Source organism: Brevibacterium sp. 1718 (assembly GCF_051131255.1).
Taxonomy (GTDB): domain Bacteria; phylum Actinomycetota; class Actinomycetes; order Actinomycetales; family Brevibacteriaceae; genus Brevibacterium; species Brevibacterium sediminis.
In genome coordinates, this window is sequence record NZ_CP186550.1 from 579,148 (window position 1) to 602,413 (window position 23,266).

Consider the following 23,266-nt stretch of genomic DNA (forward strand, 5'->3'; position numbering starts at 1 on the left):
GCGACGGCCAGTGTCGACACCGTCAGGATTCATGTCCCGTCCACTCGCGCATCACCCGGAACTTGCTCGGGCCCCCTAGTCTGGGCGGCCTAGTACTCATCGTTCGGCCACCGCGCAGCAGTTGGATCCGGCGCCCGAATGCCACCCGCAGTCTCCGTGGAGGAGTTCTGAAATGCCCATCACCCTCGCCACCCCCACCTCCGATCACTCGCCCCGCGACCTCAGCGCCGGCGCGGCCGGCACCGTGATCGACCCCGCCCGCGTTCGGGTCCCGCCCCTGGTCATCGCACACCGAGGTGCGTCCGCCGATTGGCCGGAGAACACGATCCCCGCGTTCATCGCCGGCATCGACCAGGGCGCAGACATGATCGAAACCGACGTCCATATGAGCGCCGACGGTGAGCTCGTGATCATGCACGACACCACCGTCGATCGCACCACCGACGCCCGCACCCTGTACCCGAATCGTCAAGACCGCAGCATCGCCGGCATGAACGCCGCCCAGATCGCCACACTCGACGCCGGAAGCTGGAAGGGCGAGGAATTCGCCGGTGTCCGCGTGCCCCGCCTCGCCGAGGTGCTCACCCTCGCCCACGACACCCGCACCGGCCTGCTGCTGGAGGTCAAGCACCCCGAGCTCTATCCCGGAATCGCCGAGGCGGTCCTGTCCGCCCTGCGCACCGTGCCGAACTACCTCGACCGGGCTTTGGCCGCCGGCATGCTCGTCGTCCAGTCCGCGAACTGGGCATTCGTCGAAGAGTTCCACGCGCTCGCCCCGGAGATCCCGGTCGGCGTGCTCGGCCGACCCTGCCCGGACGAGCTCCAGGACTTCGCGGATTGGGTCGACCAGGTCAACCCCGAATTCTGCGCGGCCGACGAGGACTTCCTCACCGCCATCCACGAGCTCGGAATGACCAGCTTGGTGTGGACCGTCGACGACCTCGGCGAGATGGAACGAGCCATCGACGTCGGCGCCGACGGCATCATCACCAACGCTCCCGACCGCCTCGTCGAGGTCGTCGAAGCTCTCTAGAGGAGGCTCTATAGGCCCCGCGTCGGCTCAGACATGGGCGGGCTGGCGGATGATGAGGACAGAGAGCAGAATGCTGGACATGATCGTTCCGCCCATCCCGACCGGTCCGGCGATCGGGCCGAAATAGAGGTCAGCTCCGTCGCCGAACATCCTCGAAGTGGAGACCATGAACGCGGCCATACCGCAGACCACGGTGACTGCAGTCAGAACCTGGGCGATCCTCGGCGGGGGAGGGGATCCCGCTGCTGAGTCGGCGATGCAGTTTCTCGTCAGGGAGTACAAGCTGTATAGGCCGGCGGTTGAAGCTGTGAGACTCGCGCAGGCGGTGAGGAAGGCGATCGAGGCAGGGACGTCGGCGAAACGGCCCACGGACGGTTCGAAGGCGAAGCCCACCGCAATGATGAGAGCAGAGACGATGAGCACGGTGGCCGAGACCAAGGAGGCGTGGCGGTAGCGGGGGAGCTGGGGAGTCGGGTCGGCCGCCTCGGCGTGGGAATTTGCAAGGCTGGCGGAGTCTGGGGTTCGTCCGAGGATCGTCGCCAGCACAACGGCAACGATGAGCGGAAAGACCACGATCGTCAGTAGACGCAGTAACCAGAGATTCACGGCGATCGCCTGCCCGACATTCGAGTCGCCAGCGGAGGCGGAGACGAGCGAGGCCAATCCAGACGGGACGAACAGCAGTACGGTGATCACGCTGAGCACAATGCGCGGATGAAGGGGCAGAGTCCGGAGGAGGACGATCCCCGATGCGCCGGCGACGAGCAGGATGCCGAACTGGGCCCACGCGCGGACCGGACTCGTCGCGAAGTGCACATCGTCGGCGCTGATGAGAAACGCGGCGCTCGTCCACGACAGGCAATGCACGAGAAATGCCACGACCGTCAGTGAGAAGTCTCCAGGCCCCAGTGGTGCAGGTCGTTCGGCAGAGTCTCCGTCGGCGATGGCCTCAGCGCCTCGCTGCGCCGCGGTGGTCATGACCCCATGCTGCGTTCGCTGCCGCTGCTGCCGACCTCAGTACCGTCGTTGGCCACATTGCTGTCGTCCGACTGGGTGATGTCGTCGGGCTGGGCACGGTCACCGGGTTGGGCATCATGGGTCGGAGCGCAGTTGAGTGTGCGGACCGCGAGCACGAGACTGCCGAGGACGAGGCCGAACATGCTGATGACCCAGCCCGTGTATCCCAGGCTGGAGACCGGTGGATAACCGACGGCGAGCAAGGTCGATTCCAGGCACAGAAGCAGTCCGCAGGCGACGATTACGAAGGCCAGAGTGCGAGCAGATCGCGGTGTGGTGCCGGAAGAAGATGAGCCGAGGGCCGGCTCATCGGCCGGCAGCGACCGAGACTCGGCGACGACCCGCAGGGCGGCGATGGCGGAGACGAACCCGACCGCTGCGCCCAGAGCATTGAACGCATCACCGTACTCGAACAGGAACATGGCGTCGACGAACATGGTTCGCAGCAGCCAGACGAGGAGCACGATCCCGGTCGCAGCGAACAATCCGAAGGCGGCGGCACGTGAACGGCGGCAGAGGACTGCGGGAGCGGCCGCCTCGGCGACGGGAACAAGTTGGGCCGTGACTGCGGCCAGGGCGAGTGCCACAACGATCGGGAAAGCCACCGCCACGATGAGGCTCACGGTGACCAGGGCTGTGGTGAGCGCGGGATTGTCGGCCAATACGCCGGTGTCGGCGCCGAACGTGTCGATGGTGAAGACCGACTTGAGCGCTTCGACGGCGCAAAGGAACACAGTGATGACAATGAACACGTTGCGGGGGATCGGGCGAAGTCCGCGGGCGATCGTGATCGCGGCGGCGCCGGAGACCGCGATGAGCGCGAGGCGCAGGAGGCTCGGACCGGGTGACGACACGTAGGAGTCTTGAGCCTTGACTTCGAGGAGCCCGGTGCCGATCCACGTGACGAGGAAGGTGACGGCGGCAACGATGGTGATGGCCATTCTGCGGCTGTCGAGGCCGATTCTCGGGTCATGGGCGTCCGTGTTCGGTGCGGTGGTCATGGCCTCATGTTCCCATAAAAACCAGCCTCCTTGTCGGTTCGTGTGAGAAGAACTCGGTCGGCCGACGGAAGATGACCTCGCACGCGATCGCTCGAAGTGAGACGCTGGGGGCATGCCGAACGAACTCGCCGACTCGACCAGCCCTTACCTGCGCGCGCACGCCGACAATCCCGTGGACTGGCGGATGTGGACGAAGGAAACCCTCGCCGAGGCGGCCCGCCGTGACGTCGCCCTCCTCATCTCGATCGGCTACTCCACCTGCCATTGGTGCCATGTCATGGCCCACGAATCCTTCGAGGACGAAGCGGTCGCGGCGATGATGAACGACCGGTTCGTGCCCGTGAAGATCGACCGTGAGGAACTGCCGGACATCGACGCCTACTACATGAACGCCCTGCAGGCGATGACCGGCCAAGGCGGATGGCCGATGACGATCTTCGCCACACCTGCCGGCAGCCCCTTCTACGCCGGCACTTACTTCCCGCCCGCGCCGCGGGGCAATCTGCCGGCGTTCACGCAGGTGCTCTCGGCCGTATCGGCGACGTGGACGGACCGCCGCGACGAGGTCAATCAGATGACGGCCCGGATGGACCGCGGGCTGGCCGAGATGGCCGATGCCGTGACCAGTGCGCTCCCCGCCGAGGCGGCCGCGGAGTCCCTGACCCCCGACGAGCTCGATTCCGCTGCCGCAGCGCTGCTCGATTCGTACGATCCGGCCTGGGGTGGGTTCGGAGGTGCCCCGAAGTTCCCACCGATGATGAACATCCTGCAGCTCCTCGCGGCGTTCGTGCGCTTGGGCGGGACCGCCTCGGCGGGTGAGGGGGCGGACGACGGTGCTTCGGCGCGCCCGGGAACCGGTGGGATCGCCTCGGCGAACGGGGGAGGGGCCGGGGAGCACCCGCTGGATCGGGTCCGGGCCGAGGGGCGGCTCGGCTGGCTCGGCGCCGACGGACACCTGACCGGTGAACTCGTCCTCGACTGCCTCATCGCCGTGCGTTCGACATTGGCGCGGATCGCTTCCGGTGGCATGCGCGACCAGGTGCGCGGCGGGATCGCTCGCTACAGCGTCGACCGGCAGTGGTTCGTGCCGCACTTCGAGAAGATGCTCTACGACAACTCCCTCTATCTGCGTGTCGTCGTCGCCTGGGCGAAGGTCGAACGCGCCCTGGATTCGGGTTCGAAGTGGCTCGCCCTGGCCGAACGTGAGATCGCCGATACCGCGACCTTCCTGATCAGGGACCTGTCGACCGATGACGGATTCATCGCCGCCCTCGATGCGGATTCGCTCAACTCGGCGGGAGTCTCCGAAGAGGGCGCGGCCTACGTGTTCACTCCCGAAGAATTCGCGGAGGCGGGGCAGGCTGGTCTTCTCGGACTCGTCGATTCGCCGGCAGGGGAAGAGCTGTCCGGCCAGGTGGTCGCGGCCGTGCGGATCATCGACTGGCTCGGCATGGAGGATGTGCCCTTCGATGCGGAGCACCCCGCGCCGTGGGACATCGAGGCGACGAAGCGACAGCGCGAGGCGCTTGAGCAGATGCGCGCTCGCCGATCCCAGCCGGCCCGTGACGAGAAGATCATCACCGAATGGAATTCCTTGGCCGTCACCGCCCTCGCCGAGGCGGCCCTGTACTCCGGCGCGGGAGCTGAGGATTCGGGGGGTGCAGATTCGACGGGAAGTGCGGAGCCGACCGGTGGTGCGATCACAGAGAACGCCGAGCCCTCGGACCCGGCGCGGTGGGCAGAAACCGCTGTGCGATTCTGGACGGCGATGCATGACCGACTCAAGCCCGGCGGTGCACCCGCTTCGGGGGACTCGTCCGACTCGGCTGCGCTCGATGTGCGGCGCTCCTTCACCGGCGATGTCGCCGGCCCCGGGAGGGGCGGACTCGCCGATTGGGCTCAACTCATCACCGCTGGGATCACAGTCCGACAGCTGCCGGACGGCGCCGCCTCGGTGAAGGTGGAGGATCTGATCGAACTCGGTGCGACCATGCTTGACCTCTTCACCTCCGAAAGGGGCGACGGGGTCCTCGAAGCGGTCGATTCGCTCGGTGACGGGATCATCGACGTGAAGTCGGCGGATCCCGTCGACAACACCGTGCCGTCGGGACGATCCGCAGCCGCTGAGGCAGTGCTGCTGCTCGCCGAGCTCGGTGTCGAGGCTGCGACGTCCGATGGATCGGAGTCATCGGGTGAGGCGGCGTTCCCGGGTGAGGTCGCCGCTCTGGATACGGGACGGTTGTTGGAAGTTCGGGATCGGCTGCTTGGGGTCTATCGGGCGCTGGCCGGGCAGGCTCCGCGCGGGTGCGGACACGCGCTGTGGCAGGCCGATCGGGCCCTGTCTCCCGTGCGGGTCGCCACCGTCGACGATGCGCTGCGAAACATCGCGGCCAGGCATCCGTCGCTCACTCTGCTCACGGCCTCGACCGGCGTCCCGGGACCGGACGGTCGGGAGGTCGCCGTCCCCGCGGGGACGGCGATCGTGTGCCGGGGAACCTCGTGCTCGCTGCCAGTGGGAGCTCCGGCCGAACTCATGGCCCTGCTGAACGGATAGGCAAGGCTGCACCGGCGAGGTCGGACGGAGGAGTTCCGCGGCTCGAGCATACTGTGGGCCTCTACCCTTTCAGCCCCAGGTGAGCCGTTCGATGCCCGAGAGCACGAGATGGAGTCCGACGATGAATTCGGACTTCTCGTCGAACTTCGAGAACTCGCCGAGGACCGAATGGACGAACGGGAAGTCCTCTTCATCGACGCTGGCCCAGCGGTCTATCTGCTCAGCGAATTCGGCATCGGCATCGTCCATGGCCTCCCGGTCGATCGCCCCCTGGGAGACTTCGGCGCCCATGCCCGAGGCGTAGTTGACCACTGCCAGTGACGAGTGGAACTGAGTCGTGAGATCGAGCTCGGTGCGCTGCAGCGCTTGGCCGATGCGCTCCCAGTAGGTCAGCGAATTCGGTTCGTCGGGGCCTGCCTTGATGAGCTGACCGGCGAGCCAACGATGCTCGATCATCTGCACGAACAGACACAGGACGAGGCGGCGGACGTCGCGCAGCGCCTCTACCGTGACGGAGCTGGTAGCCGGGTCCGTATCGAGGTCCGGGTAGTCGGCGAACATCGTGGGAGCGGACTCGTTCGCGGCGATGAGATCGTCGGCTTCATCGAGTGCGCGACCCAGGAGCTCATCGGCGACGATCGCCATGAGTTCGTCCTTGCCCGAGGCGTACCAATAGAGGCTGGCCACACCGCTGTCGAGTTGTGCGGCGAGCCCGCGCAGGGTGACCTTCTCGGAACCGACGGCATCGAGAGTGGCGATTGCGGCCTCGATGATCTGGTCAAGGGAAAGCGACGCCCGTGCACGCGGTTGCCGACGACCACCTCGGCGTCGGGGATCGTTCCGACCGTCACTGCGTGGAACACGGCCGGCGCTGCGCGGATCATTCCGGCCGGTGCCGCGTGGATCGCGGCGGGCGGAGAGCTGATCACGGTTGCCCGGCCTCGGAGCATGACCTCCTGACCTCGGGTTTCGTCCCGCCGGCCGAGGATCATCGCCGCGATCATGCGATCCGGGTCCGCCGCGCGGTCGCCGAGGTGTGTCAGAAGCCATGTCACGAATCTACCGAGCGACTTGCATTCGATCAAACACCGTTCTATTCTCGAACACAGTTCGATGCATCGAACACTGTTCCATAAGCGAACGTGGTTCGACGCTTTTCCTCGATGCATAGGCGCAACGTCGCTCTGTACCGGTCCCCGGATCCCCGTCGACTCATCGAGCGTCGTTCTCTTCGCCCTCCTCATTTCGAAACTCCGCCCGAAAGGACCTGCTCATGACCTCCCCCTCCACTACCGAGGCTCCGGCGCGCAAGCCGCAGAGCCTCCGCGCGGCCTGGCCCGCGCTCCTCGCGCTCTGCCTCACCATGCTCGTCGAGATGGTCGACAACTCGATCCTCAACATCGCCTTGCCGACGATCGGCCGCGACCTCGGCGCCTCACCGACCGATCTGCAGTGGATCGTCGGTGCCTACTCGCTGACATTCGGCGGACTGCTCATGGTCGGCGGCACAATGGGCGACAAGCTCGGTCGACGACGCACCCTCCTCGTCGGTCTCGCTCTCTTCGGACTCGCGGGTCTTTCAGTTCTGCTCGTCACCACCCCCGCTCAGCTCATCATCGTCAGGGCCCTCTCCGGCGCCTTCGCCGCATTCATCGCCCCGCTGACGATGTCTCTGATCTTCCGCCTCTTCGACCTCGACGAACTGCGGACGAAGGCCATCGGCATCATCATGGTCGTGTCGATGATCGGATTCGCACTCGGGCCGACGCTCGCCGGCATTGCGATTGCCAGCTGGCCGTGGCAGGCACTGCTCGTGCTCAACGCTCCCGTGGCCGCCATCGCCTGGTTGGGAGTGCGTTTCGGCATCGGCAAGGACGACCCTGCCGACCGGCGCACCGGCGGCGCAGATGTTCCCGGAGCCGTGCTCTCCGTCGCCTCGCTCGGCTTCCTCCTCTACGGATTCACCGCCGGCGTCGAGAACGGATGGACCGCGCCGCTGACCATCGCCGTCTTCACCGCCGGCGTCCTCTCACTCTTTGGATTCATCTGGCGCGAACGCGCCGCGACTGACCCGATGCTCGACCTCAAGCTGCTTGCGCTGCCGACCGTCAGCGGATCGGCGATCCTTCAGACCGCGACGATGATCGCGATGGTCGGCGTCATGTTCGTCTCCACGCAGCTCTACCAGTTCGCATGGGGGTGGACGGCGTTGCAGGCCGGGCTGGCGAACTTGCCGTTCGTCATCGGAATGCTGGCTGCCAGTCCCTTCGTCGATCGCGCCGTCGCCCGCTTCGGCCACCGTGCCGCATCGGTCGGGGGCGTCGGGCTCGTCCTCATCAGCCTCGTCATCTGGATCTTCGCCCTCTCCCACGGATTCATCTGGTGCGCCGTCGGCATGTTCGTCATGACCTTCGGCATGCGCACCGTGATGACCACCGGCGCCGTCGCGCTCATCGGTGCGCTGCCTGAATCGCACACCTCGATCGGTTCTGCACTCAACGACACCGCACAGGAGCTGGGCAATGCGGTCGGCGTCGCCATCGTCGGCACCATCATGGCCGGCGTCATCGGCGGCACACTGCCCCAAGGGATGTGGAATTCAGATATGGTCGCCGGCTTCATCCACTCCCAGCAGATCTCGTTCACCGTCCTTGCCGGCATCGTCCTCGTCCTCGGCTTCATCGGCGTGCGGACGCTGACGAATTCGAAGGAGACGGAGGAACACTGACCTGCGGAGGCGGCCGGTCGCCCGGTCACCGTTCCAGTTGCAGCTCCCGGTAGCGGTTGAGCGCGGCGGCGATCTCCTGCCGTCGCGGCCGGGTCAGGTGGCCCGGATGGTCGCGGTGCCCCGTGATTCCGTCGAGGCCCTCAGCGTCGAGCGTGTCCTCGACCTCGCCCAGCGCCTGGGTCAGGGAGGTGCGTCCGTCGAAGATCTCGGCCAGGTATTCGAGGGCTTCGGCCACTCCCCCCGCCTGCTGCGTGTCGACGAGCTGAGCGATGGCGAGGAGGTCGATGAAGTCGTGGCCGAATTGGATCCGGTCGGCGCCCTTCGCCCGAGCTGTCTTCGTCTTCGACGCCGGTCGCAGCGCCTTCGCCGTCGGCACACGCGGTGCGGCGATGAAAGAGGGGGCGGCGGGGGAGTCCGAACCGGTGTGTGGGTCGCTGCCGGTTGGAGCCGTTTCGAGGTCGGCTGCGGTGACGCCGACGAGCTCATGTGCTTGGTCCGTGACTTCCTTGGGCACATAGGCGTCGAGCGCGATGACGTGGTCGGCGACTTCGAAGAACGCACTCGATCCACCGGCGACGAGCACCGTGGACACGCCCTGCTCGGTCAGCAGCGGACGCACGCGGTCGACGAATGGGGTGATCGGTTCCCGCTCGGCGGGGATGAGCGCACGCATGCGTTCGTCGCGGATCATGAAGTTCGTCGCCGAAGTGTCCTCGTCGATGAGCAGGGTGCTCGCGCCCGCCTCGATCGCTTCGACGAGATTGGCCGCCTGCGAGGTCGACCCGCTGGCGTTCGTCGTGGAGAAGAATCTCGTGTCAGAGCCCGAGGGTAGGTTGTTGATGAACGCCGAGATGTCGTCGCCGGTGACGGCGCGACCGTCCTCGGCTCGAATGGAGGTGGCAGTCGGGTCGCTGATGACCCATTCGCGCCCGTCGCCGGCGATATGCGGGTAGACGCCGCGTTCGAGCGCGCGCAGAATCGTCGACTTGCCGTGATAGCCGCCGCCGACGATGACGGTGACCCCGCGAGGGATGCCCATTCCGGTGACGGTGCGCCCGCTGGAGAGTTCGACCGTGTGCTCGAGTTCGGGAGGGGAGGTGAAGGCAACCGCATCGGACGACTTCATCGGCAGGTCCGAATCCCCGGACGTCCGCGGGAGAATCGCACCATTTCCGACGAGACCGATGAGTCCTGCTTCGCCGAGGTGGCTGCGCAGTTCCAGCTGATCCCGGTGCAGTCGGACGTGGTCGGTGAGCCCCTCGGCCGATGGGCCGTGAGTGTTCCCTCCTCTGCCTGCTGGGGCGTCCGACCAACGGTCGAAGAGGAAGAGCCGTTCGGCGAAATCCGGCAGATCACGGGTGAGGATGTCCGCTGCCTGATGGCCGAGGATGCGACGGCCGCGCGCAGGCAGATTGACGAGCAGTCGTGCCTCGAACCCGGCGTCATCGATGAGGATGTTCGTTCGCTCGAGGACCTCCTGCCCGGGACGGCCGAGGATGAGTGCGCGCTGATCGAGCTTCGCAAGCACCTCGTTGCCGGCCCGGAGCAGATAGTCGGCGGCGGCGATGCGATCGGCCCGATCGGTGGTGAGGTCGAGCGGGAACTTCGCATCGGCACGGTCGACGCGCACCCTGACCTTCGACGGTGAGGCGAACGGATCGGCCTGGACTCGGTCGATGAACACGGTGACCGGTCCGAAGCTGTAACGGCCGCGGATCTGCTTGAGATTGCCGTAGTTGCGACCGTCGAGGTTATGCAGAGTAGAGGCGAGATTCGACTGACGTGAACTCATTTCACTCATGATAGTGGTCGGAGATGAATGCCTACTCAGCGGTTGTGGACTCGACGCCGTAGAACCGGGCCGCGTTCGACCAGAACACCGCGTCCGCCTCGGCGGGGGTGAGCACCTGACGAAGGAGCGTGAAATCGGCATCGGCGAAGGGGCGACGTGCCCGCGTCGACGGCAAGTCCGTCCCCACCATCAGCGCGGTCGGGTCGGTGTCGACGATGCGACGGACCGCCTCGGCGGGATCGAGCTCCACACGGCCGAAACCGGTGGCCTTGACCTTGACTCCGGCCTCGACGAGGCGAAGCAGGGTGGACAGTCCGTCCTCGTGCATGCCAAGATGATCGATGCTCACCGCTGGCAGTGAGGCGATGCGTGCGGCGAGATCCTCATCGATGGTGCGGGCGTCGATATAGAGCTCGGCGTGCCATCCGACGAGGTCATGGACCCGTCGGGCAAAGCTGTCGAGGGCATCGAGGGTGGCCGAACCGCCGCGGGCGATATTGAATCGCAGAGCCTTGATGCCGGCCTCGTCGAGGCGTCGGATCTGATCATCGGTGGTCTCATCCGGCAGCTGGGTAACGCCGACATAGTTGTCGCCGAGTTGGCGCAGGGCCTCGATGAGGTACCCCTGGTCGAAGCCTTGGAACGAACCGGACACGACTGCTCCTCCTGCGACTTCGACTCCCACATCGGGGAGGCTCTGCAGTCGCGCGCGATAGTCGGCGACCGTGAACGGATCGGGCAGATAACCGTTGTTCTCGATCAGCGGATAGTTCGGATCGATGATGTGCAGGTGCGCGTCGAAGGCACGTTGGAGTTCGCTCATACCGTCAACCTACAACGTCTCCGAACTGCTCATTCAAGGCGTGGCGCGTCTGTCGGTCTGTGTGCCGTTCGATGGGCGCGTCCCGCCTTGAACGACGCTGAAGAGGAGAGCGGAGGAGCGGCTCGCTGATTCTCATTCTTCGGCACTGCGGATAACGATCCCATCAAGGGTCTCGAACGCGCGGTCGACCGACCTGGTCATGTCAGCGCCCCGGTATATTGTGAGGGAGTTCACATTGAGGTGATCGAGTGGCGCTGGTCGACGGTGATCGCGGCTGCTCTCTTTCGAACATTTGGAAGGATGAGGATGTCCGGACGCACTGCCGAGGCCGCTTCGACAGACTCGGTGCAGCAGACCGACGTCGACGAGCTCATCGCTCAATACGACGAAGAGCTGCCGCAGCGGACGCTGACGCGCAGACTCGACCTCGGCGTCGGCATCGTCTGCTTCGTCGTCTCGCTCTTCGTGCTCAACCAGGTGTTCTTCCCTCTGCGGCAGGGCAACCAGTTCTACCTCATGTGGTTCCTCGCCTTCGTGCTGCCGCTGGTCTTCGTCTGCTATCGGCCCGGATTCGGTCGCAAAGCCGTAGCGGCCGACAAAGCCGCGGAGGCGGCTGGGGCGGTTTCGACGGACGGGGCAGGGGTCGTGGGCACGGCCGGCGCCGAGGCGGGGGCCGCCTCGGCGAAATCCTCGACATCGCCGAAGCGGAGACGGGCGAAGAACGACAACCCGTCGATCATCGATTGGGCACTCGTCGTCATCACCTTCCTCACCTGCGCCTATCCGGTGCTGCCGTTCTTCTCCGGCGGATTCAACGAATTCCTCAACCGGCAGGGATCGCTGACCGGCCTCGACGTCATCATGGGCGGGGTCCTGCTTCTGCTCATCCTCGAAGCGACCCGCCGGACCACCGGACTCATCCTGCCGATCTTCTGCATCGTCTTCTTCCTCTACAGCTACTACGGCTCCTACATCCCCGTGAACTGGCCGGGTTCGCATGCCGGGCAGAACTTCGACCAGATCGTCAACGCCCTGTACAACGACGCCTCCGGTTTCTACGGAATCCCACTCGACGTGGCCGCGACCTACATCGTGCTGTTCACCATCTACGGAGCCGTGCTCGACAAGACCGGCGCCGCCAGCTTCTTCATCGACCTCAGCTTCTCCCTGTTCAAGAAATCCAAGGCAGCACCCGGACGCACCGTGGCACTGTCCGGATTCCTCCTCGGCACGGTCTCCGGCTCGGGCACGGCCACGGCCGTCTCGCTCGGCGCGGTCACCTGGCCGGTGCTCAAAAGAGCCGGCTATCCGAAGGAGAACGCCGGCGGCATGCTTGCCGCCTCCGGCATCGGCGCCATCCTGTCCCCACCCACGCTCGGTGCCGCGGCTTTCATCATCGCCGAGCTGCTCAACGTCTCCTACGGACTCGTCCTTCTGTGGGCAGTCGTGCCCACTCTCCTGTACTACCTCGGCATCTTCCTCGCCATCGAAATCGACTCCCGGAAGATCGAAGTCGACTACACCCCGCCACCGGGGCTGCGGTCATGGCCGATCTTCAAAAAGGGCTTCTACCACTTCATCTCCCTGGGCATCATCGTCGTCTTCCTCGCCCTCGGCATGGCACCGTTCAAAGCCGTCGTCTACGCGACGCTCGTCGGCATCGGATTCGGCATCATCGAGATCATCCTCGCCCGCCGAGGCGAACCCGCCACGATCCTCCGCGCCGTCTGGGACGTGTTCTACGGTGCCCTGTCGACGGGCATCCGCTCGGTTCTGCCGGTGACGAGCGTGTGTGCCGCCGCCGGCATCATCGTCTCGACGATCACGAAGACCGGGCTCGGCCAGGTCATCTCCGACATCCTCATCAAGGGAGCCCAAGCGTTCTCGAACGATCCGACGGTCATTCTGATCCTCACCTGCATCTTCGCCGCCGTTGCCGTGACAGTGCTCGGACTGGCGGTGCCGGTGACCGCCTCGTTCATCATCAGCTGGGTCATCGTCGGCCCAGCCCTCATCACCCTCGGAGTCCCCGAGGCGGCCGCGGCGATGTTCATCTTCTATTACGCAGTCCTCTCCGAGGTCTCCCCGCCGACCGCACTGGCGGCGGTCGCCTCCTCGGCGATCACCGGCGGCCGCGTCATCGCCACCATGTGGCAGGCCTGCAAGTACGCGATCCCCGCATTCCTCGTGCCTTTGGCCTTCACCTTCACACCCGAAGGTGCCGCATTGGTCGCTCAGGGTGGGTTCTTCGGCGCGGTCTGGACCTTCCTCGTCTCGGCCTGCGCAGTCGCTGCCTTGGCCGCGGGTGCAGGCGGATGGATCATCCGCCGCGCCGGCTGGCCCGAGCGGATCCTGTGTTTCCTCGCCGCCGGCGCGCTCCTCTACCTGCAGCCGCTGTCGATGATGGTCGGCTTCGCTGCCCTCATCCTCGCCGTCGTCATCCACCTGGTCCTACGACGGAAGCCGGCGACCGCCTCGGCGAGGGGGACTGCGGGTGGAACTGTCGCCTCGGTGACGGGAACCGCGACAGGAGCGGCCGCCTCGGCGAAGGATGAGGCACCGGCGAATGCGGTCGACCCAGGTACAGCCGGAGCGGACGGATCCGGTGACGGATCTTCCACCGAACCACCCTCGTCCGGAACACCGGCCGGGACCAACTGAGAAAGGGACGAAGTCCATGAAGCGAACAAGGACGTTCACGATCGCCGCGGCGGCCCTGGCCGCAGTGCTGACGATGAGTTCATGCGGCGGCAAGCGCGAAGCCGAACCCGCCGCAGAAGGCGGAGACGGCTGCACCGCCGCCTCGGGGCAGATCACCATCGCCACCGGCAACTCGACCGGCGTGTACTACGTGCTCGGCGGCGGTCTGGCGCAGGTGATCTCCGACAACTCCGACCTCAAGGCCACAGCGTCGGAGACCGGCGCCTCCGTGCAGAACCTCCAACAGCTGTCCAGTGGAGACTTCGACATCGCGTTCTCCCTGGCCGATACCGCTGCCGACGCAGTGTCGGGGGATGCGGACTTCAAGGAGGCCGAGGACATCTCCGCGCTCTCGCGCATCTACGACAACTTCACTCACGTCGTCGTGCGCAAGGATGCCGAAATCGACTCGGTCGAGGACTTCAAGGGCAAGACGATCTCGACCGGTTCGCCGAAGTCCGGCACCGAGGTCATCGCGAACCGTCTCATCGAATCGGCCGGACTCAAGGACGGGGACGTGACCAAACAGCGCCTCGACCTGTCGAAGACCGTCGACGGGATGAAGGACGGAACCATCGACGGCATGGTGTGGTCCGGCGGACTGCCCACGGCAGGCGTCACCGATCTCTTCACCTCGAACGGCAAGGACGTCGAGATCCTCGACATCTCCGACCTCGAGGGGAAGATGAAGGAGATCAACCCCGTATACGAGGTGGCAGAGATCCCCGGGGACACGTACAAGGGCGTCGACACGGTGAAGACGATCGTCACCCCGAACGTGCTCATGGTCCGCAATGACATGGACGAAGGCACGGCCTGTGCTCTGACGAAGCTCCTCTTCGACAAGAAGGACGACCTGGTCAAGGTGCATGCCGCGGCGAAGGAGATCAACCTCGACACCGCCGAACCGCCGGAGCCGATCAAGCTGCACCCGGGCTCGCAGAAAGCACTGGACGAGCTGAATAAGTAAGTGCGAGTTGCCCAACCGCTCGTTCAAGGCGTGGCGCGTCTGTCGATCTGTGTACAGTCCGATAGGCGTGCTCCGCCTTGAACGACGCTGACAAGGAGCGGTGCTCCCCGCTACGCATGGCGGGCAGCGCGACCCTCGGGCAGTTTTCGCCGGGGCCGTCGGCCCTCAGTTGTTCTGAGGGCCGTCGGGCGGGATCCGGCCGGGAGCCGGACTCAACCTTCCCGCAGGCTGACGGTCGGATCGGGCAGGTAGACCTCTCCGCCCGATGCGAGGAACTCGCGGCTCTTCTGCTGCATTCCCGCCAGGGCCTCCTGCGCCTCGGCGCTGCCGTAGGTGTCGCGGATGTCCTGGGAGATGCGCATCGAGCAGAACTTCGGACCGCACATCGAACAGAAGTGCGCGGTCTTCGCCGGTTCCGCCGGCAGCGTCTCGTCGTGGAACGCCTCGGCGGTCTCCGGATCGAGGCCGAGGGCGAACTGGTCCCGCCACCGGAATTCGAATCGAGCCTTCGACAGCGCATCATCGCGGGCCGTCGCACCCGGGTGGCCCTTCGCGATATCGGCGGCATGCGCGGCGATCTTGTACGTGATCACCCCGGTCTTGACGTCGTCACGGTCGGGCAGCCCGAGATGCTCCTTCGGGGTGACGTAGCAGAGCATCGCCGTACCGTAGCGGGCGATCTCCGTCGCCCCGATCGCCGAGGTGATGTGGTCGTATCCGGGAGCGATATCCGTAACCAGCGGACCCAAGGTGTAGAACGGCGCACCGTGACAGAGCTCCTGCTGACGTTCGACATTCTCCCGCACGAGGTGGAGCGGAATGTGCCCGGGCCCTTCGACCATCACCTGGACGTCGTGGGCCCAAGCCCGTTCGGTGAGCTCGGCGAGAGTGTCGAGCTCGGCGAACTGGGCGGCATCGTTGGCATCGGCGATAGAACCCGGCCGCAGTCCGTCGCCGAGTGAGAAGGCGACATCGTAGCGAGCGAAGATCTCACAGAGTTCATCGAAGTGGGTGTAGAGGAAGTTCTCCTCGTGGTGGGCGAGGCACCAGCCGGCCATGATGGACCCGCCGCGTGAGACCATCCCGGTGACCCGGTCAGCCGTGAGAGGAACGTATCGCAGCAGCACACCGGCGTGCACGGTCATGTAGTCGACACCCTGCTCGCACTGCTCGATGACCGTGTCGCGATAGATCTCCCAGGTCAGCGCGTTCGCATCGCCGTCGACCTTCTCCAGCGCCTGATAGATCGGGACGGTGCCGATGGGGATCGGCGAATTGCGGATGATCCACTCCCTGGTGGTGTGGATGTCATTGCCGGTCGACAGATCCATGAGGGTGTCGGCACCCCACTTCGCGGCCCACCGCAGCTTCTGCACCTCCTCGGCGATGGAGCTGGTGACCGCGGAATTGCCGATGTTCGCATTGATCTTGACGAGGAACGCCCTGCCGATGATCATCGGCTCGGATTCGGGGTGATTGATGTTGTTCGGAATGATCGCGCGACCGGCGGCGAGCTCGGCGCGCACGAGTTCGACATCGCACTGCTCGCGAAGCGCCACGAACCGCATCTCCGGGGTGATGATGCCCTGCTTTGCGTAGTGCATCTGGGTCACCGTGCGGCCGGACTTGGCCCGACGGGGGACCGGTTTGCGTCCCTTCCACTGCTGCGACGGGGCACCTCGGCGGACGGCGGCACGACCGTCATCGGCGATGCGGTGGCCGCGGGCGTCATACGTCTCAGTGTCGAGGCGGTTCTCGATCCACGGGAATCGCAGAGCGGGCAGTCCCTCTTCCGGAATGCTGCCCGGTCCGACGGTGCGGTACACGTCGACGGGATCGTTGGCCCGACCGTTCGCGTCCTCGAGCTCGATGCGGGTCACGGGAACGCGGATACCGTGTTCCTCGTCCTCGACCCACGCCGGCGAATGCGTCGGATACTGCTCGAGGGTGAACTGGTCGTGCGAATCTGCGTCAGACGAAGTCGTGGCAGGGGCAGGTGTTTCAGGGGTGAATGCAGTCATCTGCAGTCCTCACTTCCTACGCCGGTATCAACCGGATCAGGTTCTACGGTCTCGGACGATCCAGTCCGATCTCAGCCCTTGCAGCGGGCTCCCGTGGGGTCGTGCCATTCGTATCACGACTGACGCAGTGAGGACAACCGTGGCTCCTTGAGCGACGGGAATGGGGTCAGCTGCCCTGGAGGAACGCCTTCGCAACGGCGCCGAGGGCGACGACGTCGGAGACCGCGACCATTTCGCGGGCCGAGTGCATCGAGTACAGGGCCGGACCCACATCGACGGTCGTCATGCCCAGTCGGGTTGCGGTCAGCGGTCCGATCGTCGACCCGCAGGGCATCGCATTGTTCGACACGAAATCCTGGTACTCGACTCCTGCGGCCGCGCACGCCTGTGACCACACGGCGGTGCCCACCGCATCCGTGGCGTAGCGCTGCTGAGCGTTGAGTTTGAGCAGGGGACCGCCGCCGAGGCGGGGGCGGACATGCGGATCGTGCCGTTCCGGATAGTTCGGATGGGCAGCATGCCCGGCATCGGAGGAGACACACACCGAGGTGGACATCGACGCGAGATAATCGCTGCGCGTCGACTGCGGCAGCAAGGAGGCGACGATGCGCTCGGTGACGTCGGCGAGGAACGGACCGCACGCGCCCGAGCGCGAATTCGACCCGATCTCCTCATGATCGAACGCCGCGAACAGTGGGATGCCGTCGAGCCCGTCGGCATCGAGCTGGGTGAGCGCGGTGACGCCGGCGTGGACGGAAAGAAGGTTGTCCAGCCTCGGCGAGGCGAAGAACTCCTCGGCGGCACCGAAGAGGGCCGGCTCCTGAACGGGAATGGTGTAGACATCGTGGCCGACGACGGACTCGGCATCGACCCCGGACGACTCTGCGAGCAGCTCGATGATGTCCGCCTCGGCGAGGTCGGCCAGGCCGATGACGGGAGTGGTGTGACGCTGCTTGTCCAGGGCAAGACCCTCATTGACCTGCCGGTCGAGGTGGATCGCGAGCTGCGGGATGCGGGCGATCGGCCCGGTTCGGGCGAGCACGATGCTGCCGTCGGCCAGGCTGAGTCGACCCGCGAAGGCGAGCTCACGATCGAGCCACGAATTCAACAGCGGCCCGCCGTAGATCTCCACCCCGACCTGCCGGGTGCCTTCGGCGGTGAACTCGCCGCCGGGTTTGAGTTTGAACGCCGGGGAGTCGGTGTGGGAACCGAACACACGGAACCGGGGAGCCGCCTCGGTGACGGTGGGATTCATCCACGCGATGAGCGCGCCGTCGCGGATGACGTAGTGCCCGGTTCCGGGCGTCAGCGCCCAGGGAACGGACTCGTCGAGGCGGGAGAAACCGGCCTTTTCCAGGCGTTTCGCCGCGGTGTCCACCGCGTGGTAGGAGCTGGGAGATGCGCTGACGAAGTCGCCGAGGTCGGCCGCTGTCGTCGCGGCCACATCCGGTCTCGGGAGTGATTCATTCATTTCCCCAGCCTATCGTTTGCGGTAGTTTGGAGGTGAAGAAGATCAGGTCTCAGACGCCGGGTTGCCACCGGGTCCGAGAATCAGGCGGGGGCAGCGACCCTGCGACCGCACCAGCGACGGCAAGGAGTGTTCGACGTGAACCAGTTCGTGACGGAGTGGAACACCTGGCGCGACTCACGGAACTCAGCCCTTGCGAAACCGTTCGGCTGGCTCAGCGTCGTCGGACTCCACTGGCTCGACGCCGAATCGACCTGGACCGACGCCCCCGGCACGTTCACCGTCGACGACGGCTGGGTGACCGTATCCCTGAAGACCGGAATCAAGGCCGGCCCCGCAGCCGAGACATTCGACCTGCTCAGCAAGGTCGACAACGGTGAGTCAGCTGGTGCCGTTGCTGCTTCTGGCGTGAACGGCGGAGGACCGACCCGTGCGACCAGCCCGGCCGTGCCCAGCGACACCTCGACTCTGCCGAGGGTGATGGACCAGTCCGGTGCGGGCGCGGCTGCGGCAGACGCTGCGGGTGCCGACTCTTCTGCTGGGACGGACGCCGGACCCGGTGCGGGATCTGACGGGCACGCAGCAGCGCCCGCCAAGCCACAGGTCCGCGTGGAAGAGAACGGGTTCAGCGCGAAGCTTCCGAACGGCGGCTCGCTCAACTGGTTCACCGTCGGCAACGTCCTCTACGAACTCATCGATCGGGGCGGCCGCCTCGGCGTGCGTGTGCGCAATTCGAAGTCCCCGCTGCTCGGGAAGTTCTTCGAGGTTCCGGTCTTCGACCCGGACCCGGACTTCGTCTTCCTCGCCCGGTTCACCAGGTTCGACCCGTTCAAGACCTACACCATCGAAACCGCCCAAGAGGACCTGCAGCTGCAGACACAGGCGGCGGGAACCGTCACCTTCGAGACCTCGCACGGTGAGGTGAGCCTGCTCGCCACCGGGTGCCCGAAGACCGGACTCCAACTGGACTTCCACGATTCGACGAACGGGAGCACCACCGCCGCGTGGCGGACCATCGACCTCGGAGTGCCGAATCAGGACGGGTCGCTCGTCATCGATTTCAACCGTGCGGTGAACTACCCGTTCGCGTTCACCTCATTCGCCACCTGCCCGGCCCCGATCGAGGGAAACGTCGTTCCCTTCGACGTCACCGCAGGTGAGCGGCGCCCCCCGTTCTTCTACTCGGAGGCCGGGATCAACGTGCCGTTCCTCTTCTACGTGTGGTGGGACGAAGAGAGCGCCGAGGTGACCCGCCCCTGGTATTCGCGTTTCGGCCTCGACATCACCATCCTCAACCCCAACCACGACGACGGGCGGATCTCGCTCGTCGGCTTCGACGGGGTTGCGATGTCAGGCGGGGATCTGTCGCCGCTGGGGCGCAAGGCCCGGTCGCGGCTCATCGATGTCGCCACCGAAGCGCTGACCTCACGGATTCCGGTCATCGGCATCGGCGCGTACTCGGCGTTCGTCATCCAGGCCCAGCGGGAGCTGCGTTCGCAGCAGGGCTACGTCGACGGCATCGAAACCGAATACGAGGCGTCGGCGGAGCGTCTGCTCATCGTGATGAACAACGAACTCGACCCGAAGCAGGCCGGATTCGACATCGTCCACACCGACGCCAGCGGGCTGATCTACGTGGAGATGCCCTTCAACATTCCGCTCGAGTCCGACCGCACCGAAGTCGAGGACTTCCAGTCGGCGATGGAATCCGGCGCCTCGATCACGAGCTGGCAGGAATTCGACTATCGCATGGTCGCCCTCATCCGACACCACCGCTGAGGGCCGTCCCGCTTCAGTCCCAGCGCCCGTTTCCTCCCAGAACTACCTGACGGCGGCCCAGCAACCTCGCGCGAGGTTGCTGGGCCGCCGTCAGGTAGCAATTACCAGATGGTGACTCGCTGGTCGGGGGCTAAGTACATGCCGTCGCCCTCTGCCACGCCGTAGGAGTCGTGGAAGGCGGTCATGTTCTTCACGACCTGGTTGCAGCGGAACTCCTCCGGCGAATGCGGGTCGATCGAGAGCCTGCGCACACGCTCCTCGGTGCGCATCTTCGACCGCCATGCCTTCGCCCACGCCTCGAAGAACGCCTTCGCCTGCTCGGCCGACGGCGCCACCGGCACGCCCGGGGTGCCCGCGCGTTCGCCGAGTTCGAGCTCGAGCGCCTTCCACCCGATCGACAGACCACCGAGGTCGCCGATGTTCTCACCGACCGTCAGCGCCCCGTTGACGTGCTGATTCGGTTCGAGACCTGTCGGGACCAGCTCTTCGTACTGGGCGATGAGTGCGTTCGTGCGCTCCTCGAACAGGGTCCGATCCGATTCGGTCCACCAGTCGACGAGGTTGCCGTCACCGTCGTAGCGCGATCCCTGATCGTCGAACCCGTGACCGATCTCGTGGCCGATGACCGCGCCGATCGCTCCGAAGTTCGCGGCCACCTCACCGGAGGCGTCGAAGAACGGCGGCTGGAGGATCGCTGCCGGGAAGACGATCTCGTTCATCACCGGGTGGTAGTAGGCGTTGACCGTCTGCGGGGTCATCAGCCATTCCGTGCGGTCGATGGGCCCGCCGATCCGCTTCACCTGCCGCACATGCTCAGCCTGCGAGCAGCGACGCACATTGCCCACCAGGTCGGAGGCGTCGATCGCGGCCGGGTACTCCCGCCACACCTCCGGATAGCCGACCTTCGGGGTGAACTTCGAGAGCTTGACCAGGGCGCGTTTCTTCGTCTCCTCGCTCATCCAGTCGAGTTCGCGGATCGACTTGTCGTAGGCCTTGATGAGCATGCCCACGAGGTGGTCGATCGCGTCCTTGGACGACGGCGGGAACTCCGCTGAGACGTAGAGTTTGCCCACGGCCTCACCGAGGTAGCCCTCGACGAGGCTGACCCCGCGCTTCCAGCGCTCCCGCAGGGCAGGAGTGCCCGAGAGAGTGCGGGAGTTGAAGTCGAAGTTCTCCTCGACGAACTCATCGGAGAGCAGCGAGGCGGTGTCGGAGACGACGACGAAGCGCAGCCACGTCTTGATGGTCTCGATGTCGGTCTCCGCCCACACCTTCGCCATGCCCGTGACGAACGAGGGCTGGGAGACCACGAGGTATTTGAGATCAGACGCATCGGCGGTGAGGATCCCCAGGTAGGAGTCGAAGTCGAACTCGGGTCCGAGGTCGCGCAGCTCGGAGATCGAATACTTGTTGTACGTCTTCTCCGCATCACGGCAGGCCACGCGGTCCCAGTGGTGGCGGGCGAGTTCGGTCTCGAACGTCATCACCTTGGCGGCCACCTCGGCGTCGGAGATTCCGGACTTCTCGCCGAGGCCGGCAAGGGCCGCGATCTTCTGTACGTGGGCGAGGAATTTCGCGCGCACCTCGGCGTGGTCGTCGTTGAAGTAGTAGTCCTCGTCGGGCAGGGAGATGCCGGCCTGGACGAGATAGAGGGCGTAGACGTCGGAGTCCTTCGCATCGGCGGTGACGTACCCACCGAGCAGACCGCCGATACCCTCGGTCTCCAACCGGGCGAGAAGGGCGGCGAGCTCAGACTTGTCCTCGGCGGCGTCGATGGCTGCGAACGTCGAGGTCAGCGGGGCGACTCCTAGTTCGTTGATGCGATCGACATCCATGAACGAGGTGAACAGGTCGGCGACCTTCTGCCCTTCCGAGCCCGGCTCCTGCGGGGCGTCGGACACGGAGGTGATGATGTCGCGGACCTTGGTCTCTGCGGTGTCGAAGAGCTCACGCATGGCTCCGTCGCCGGCCCGGTCATCGGGGATCGTGAACGAGTCGATCCACTCGCCGTTGATGTGCTGGTACAGGTCGTCCTGAGGCCTGATCGAGGTCAGTGAGGTTTCAGAAGTCATGGCCCCACAGTATCGTGATCAGAGCCCCGCACGCCCTGCCCGAGGAGGAGATATGAGTCTGGCATCCGTCGTTTTCGTGTGCACCGGCAACATCTGCCGATCCGTCACCGCCGAACGTGTGCTCTTACATCACCTGGCCGATACCGGCGCCGAGGCGGTCGTCGACTCCGCCGGGATCAGCGACGAGGAGGCCGGCAACCCCATCGACCCACGTCAGGCGCGTGTGCTCGCCGCGGCCGGCTACCGCACCGACGATCACGTCGCCCGACAGATCACCCTCGATTGGTTGGCCGACCGCGATCTGGCGGTGGCGATGACCGCCCGCCACTATCGTGCCCTGGAGCGGATGATCTCAGGTCTTCCCGCCGAGGCGGCCCCGGAGCTGCGGATGCTCCGCGAGTTCGATCCGCGGGTGGCCGGGGTCGAGGGCGACGGTGTTCCGGCGCCGGATGTCGAGGATCCCTGGTACGGCGAATTCAAGGATTTCGAAGAAACTCTTGAGACAATTGAAGTGTCCGTGCCGGGAATCACGGATCGTCTGCGCGCGCTGGCCGCGAAAACTCAGTGATACTAGTAGGCACAAGCTTGCTGACACGACCGACATCGCAGGTACGCCTCGAAGGAGAAACTCTCATGACTCGTCTCATGACACGACAGAACTGGTTCGCTCTCAGGCTGGGCTTCGCCGCCCTGCTGGTGGCCGCGATGAGCGTGTTCGCATTCGCCCCCGCCGCCAGTGCCCATGATCAGCTGGTGTCGTCGAATCCTGAGGACGGTGCCGAACTCGATCAGCAGCCCAAATGGCTCGAGATGAACTTCTCCGGCGACATCCAGGAAGTCGGCTCCGAGGTCAAGGTCGTCGTCGATGGCAAGGATGTCTCCGCAGGTGAGCTGACCGTTGAGGGCAAGAAACTCAGTGTCGCTCTGCCCGATGATCTCAAACCCGGCGACTACAAGGTCACCTGGCGCGTGGTGTCGCAGGACGGTCACCCGATCTCCGGTGACTACTCGTTCGCGATCAAGGATGCCGAAGGCGCCGGCGGTGATGTCAAGGAATCGTCCGGAGAGTCGACGAAGGCCGGACTCGGCGGCGGAGTCGTCGACGAACCCGGCAAGGACACCGAGGATCGTGGCGAGATCGGCGAGTCCACCGGCAGCGACTCCGGAATGTCGACGCCGATGATCGTGCTGCTGTCTGTGGGCGGCCTGGCCATCATCGTCATCGTCGTTCTGCTCATGCGTCGCAAGTCCCAGGGCCTGCCCGGCACCAAGGACAACTGAGCGAGGACTCCCACACAGCACGTCTGA

Annotated in this window: 16 protein-coding genes and 1 riboswitch; of the genes, 8 read left to right on the forward strand and 8 right to left on the reverse strand. The window is 65.5% G+C overall.

Annotation, left to right across the window (positions count from 1 at the left end; translation table 11 throughout):
• Positions 1-172 precede the first annotated feature (172 nt).
• Positions 173-1,033: a glycerophosphodiester phosphodiesterase gene (locus ACOZ9V_RS02535; protein ID WP_181272486.1), complete on the forward strand. Its 861-nt coding sequence runs from the start codon at positions 173-175 to the stop codon at positions 1,031-1,033.
• A 27-nt stretch (positions 1,034-1,060) separates the two neighbouring features.
• Here the strand turns inward: ACOZ9V_RS02535 and ACOZ9V_RS02540 are convergent, their stop codons facing one another.
• Together ACOZ9V_RS02540 and ACOZ9V_RS02545 are read right to left on the reverse strand one after the other, a co-directional pair.
• A complete protein-coding gene (locus tag ACOZ9V_RS02540) occupies positions 1,061-2,011 on the reverse strand; it encodes a hypothetical protein (protein ID WP_181272485.1) in 951 nt (316 codons plus the stop codon).
• Positions 2,008-3,051: a hypothetical protein gene (locus ACOZ9V_RS02545; protein WP_181272484.1), complete on the reverse strand. Its 1,044-nt coding sequence runs from the start codon at positions 3,049-3,051 to the stop codon at positions 2,008-2,010. The genes ACOZ9V_RS02540 and ACOZ9V_RS02545 overlap by 4 nt, the downstream gene beginning before the upstream one ends.
• 112 nt (positions 3,052-3,163) lie before the next feature.
• Here ACOZ9V_RS02545 and ACOZ9V_RS02550 point away from each other — a divergent pair, with 112 nt between their 5' ends.
• Positions 3,164-5,605, forward strand: a complete 2,442-nt coding sequence (locus tag ACOZ9V_RS02550) for a thioredoxin domain-containing protein (protein WP_434593309.1) — start codon at positions 3,164-3,166, stop codon at positions 5,603-5,605.
• A gap of 69 nt (positions 5,606-5,674) precedes the next feature.
• On the opposite strand, the gene ACOZ9V_RS02555 is transcribed toward ACOZ9V_RS02550, so the two are convergent.
• Positions 5,675-6,655 (reverse strand): TetR/AcrR family transcriptional regulator, encoded by a 981-nt coding sequence (locus tag ACOZ9V_RS02555; protein ID WP_181272482.1) that lies wholly within the window; start codon positions 6,653-6,655, stop codon positions 5,675-5,677.
• A 223-nt stretch (positions 6,656-6,878) separates the two neighbouring features.
• Here ACOZ9V_RS02555 and ACOZ9V_RS02560 point away from each other — a divergent pair, with 223 nt between their 5' ends.
• Positions 6,879-8,333, forward strand: coding sequence for an MFS transporter (locus tag ACOZ9V_RS02560; protein WP_181272481.1), 1,455 nt, complete (start codon positions 6,879-6,881; stop codon positions 8,331-8,333).
• Between the two features lie 25 nt (positions 8,334-8,358).
• On the opposite strand, the gene ACOZ9V_RS02565 is transcribed toward ACOZ9V_RS02560, so the two are convergent.
• Positions 8,359-10,125 carry an ABC-ATPase domain-containing protein gene (locus ACOZ9V_RS02565; protein WP_434593313.1) on the reverse strand — a complete coding sequence of 589 codons (1,767 nt, stop codon included), beginning with the start codon at positions 10,123-10,125 and terminating at the stop codon, positions 8,359-8,361.
• A 31-nt stretch (positions 10,126-10,156) separates the two neighbouring features.
• Positions 10,157-10,948, reverse strand: a complete 792-nt coding sequence (locus tag ACOZ9V_RS02570) for an amidohydrolase family protein (RefSeq protein ID WP_181272479.1) — start codon at positions 10,946-10,948, stop codon at positions 10,157-10,159.
• Between the two features lie 306 nt (positions 10,949-11,254).
• On the opposite strand from ACOZ9V_RS02570, the gene ACOZ9V_RS02575 reads away from it, so the two are divergent.
• Positions 11,255-13,609 carry a TRAP transporter permease gene (locus tag ACOZ9V_RS02575; RefSeq protein ID WP_434593316.1) on the forward strand — a complete coding sequence of 785 codons (2,355 nt, stop codon included), beginning with the start codon at positions 11,255-11,257 and terminating at the stop codon, positions 13,607-13,609.
• A 16-nt stretch (positions 13,610-13,625) separates the two neighbouring features.
• Positions 13,626-14,618, forward strand: a complete 993-nt coding sequence (locus ACOZ9V_RS02580) for a TAXI family TRAP transporter solute-binding subunit (protein ID WP_139470334.1) — start codon at positions 13,626-13,628, stop codon at positions 14,616-14,618.
• Between the two features lie 212 nt (positions 14,619-14,830).
• On the opposite strand, the gene thiC is transcribed toward ACOZ9V_RS02580, so the two are convergent.
• Together thiC and ACOZ9V_RS02590 are read right to left on the reverse strand one after the other, a co-directional pair.
• Positions 14,831-16,639 (reverse strand): phosphomethylpyrimidine synthase ThiC, encoded by a 1,809-nt coding sequence (thiC, locus tag ACOZ9V_RS02585; RefSeq protein WP_434593320.1) that lies wholly within the window; start codon positions 16,637-16,639, stop codon positions 14,831-14,833.
• A riboswitch (TPP riboswitch) is annotated at positions 16,635-16,743 on the reverse strand. (Overlaps the previous gene by 5 nt.)
• A gap of 62 nt (positions 16,744-16,805) precedes the next feature.
• A complete protein-coding gene (locus ACOZ9V_RS02590; protein ID WP_434593323.1) occupies positions 16,806-18,110 on the reverse strand; it encodes a M18 family aminopeptidase in 1,305 nt (434 codons plus the stop codon).
• Positions 18,111-18,245: 135 nt separating this feature from the next.
• Here ACOZ9V_RS02590 and ACOZ9V_RS02595 point away from each other — a divergent pair, with 135 nt between their 5' ends.
• Entirely contained in the window at positions 18,246-19,886 is a 1,641-nt protein-coding gene (locus ACOZ9V_RS02595) for a DUF1684 domain-containing protein (RefSeq protein ID WP_434593326.1), read from the forward strand.
• A 101-nt stretch (positions 19,887-19,987) separates the two neighbouring features.
• On the opposite strand, the gene ACOZ9V_RS02600 is transcribed toward ACOZ9V_RS02595, so the two are convergent.
• On the reverse strand, positions 19,988-21,958 hold the full coding sequence (locus ACOZ9V_RS02600; RefSeq protein ID WP_434593328.1) for a M13 family metallopeptidase: 1,971 nt from the start codon (positions 21,956-21,958) through the stop codon (positions 19,988-19,990).
• A gap of 52 nt (positions 21,959-22,010) precedes the next feature.
• On the opposite strand from ACOZ9V_RS02600, the gene ACOZ9V_RS02605 reads away from it, so the two are divergent.
• Positions 22,011-22,526: a low molecular weight protein-tyrosine-phosphatase gene (locus ACOZ9V_RS02605; RefSeq protein ID WP_434593330.1), complete on the forward strand. Its 516-nt coding sequence runs from the start codon at positions 22,011-22,013 to the stop codon at positions 22,524-22,526.
• A gap of 65 nt (positions 22,527-22,591) precedes the next feature.
• Positions 22,592-23,239 (forward strand): copper resistance protein CopC, encoded by a 648-nt coding sequence (locus tag ACOZ9V_RS02610; protein ID WP_258041846.1) that lies wholly within the window; start codon positions 22,592-22,594, stop codon positions 23,237-23,239.
• Positions 23,240-23,266: the final 27 nt, after the last annotated feature.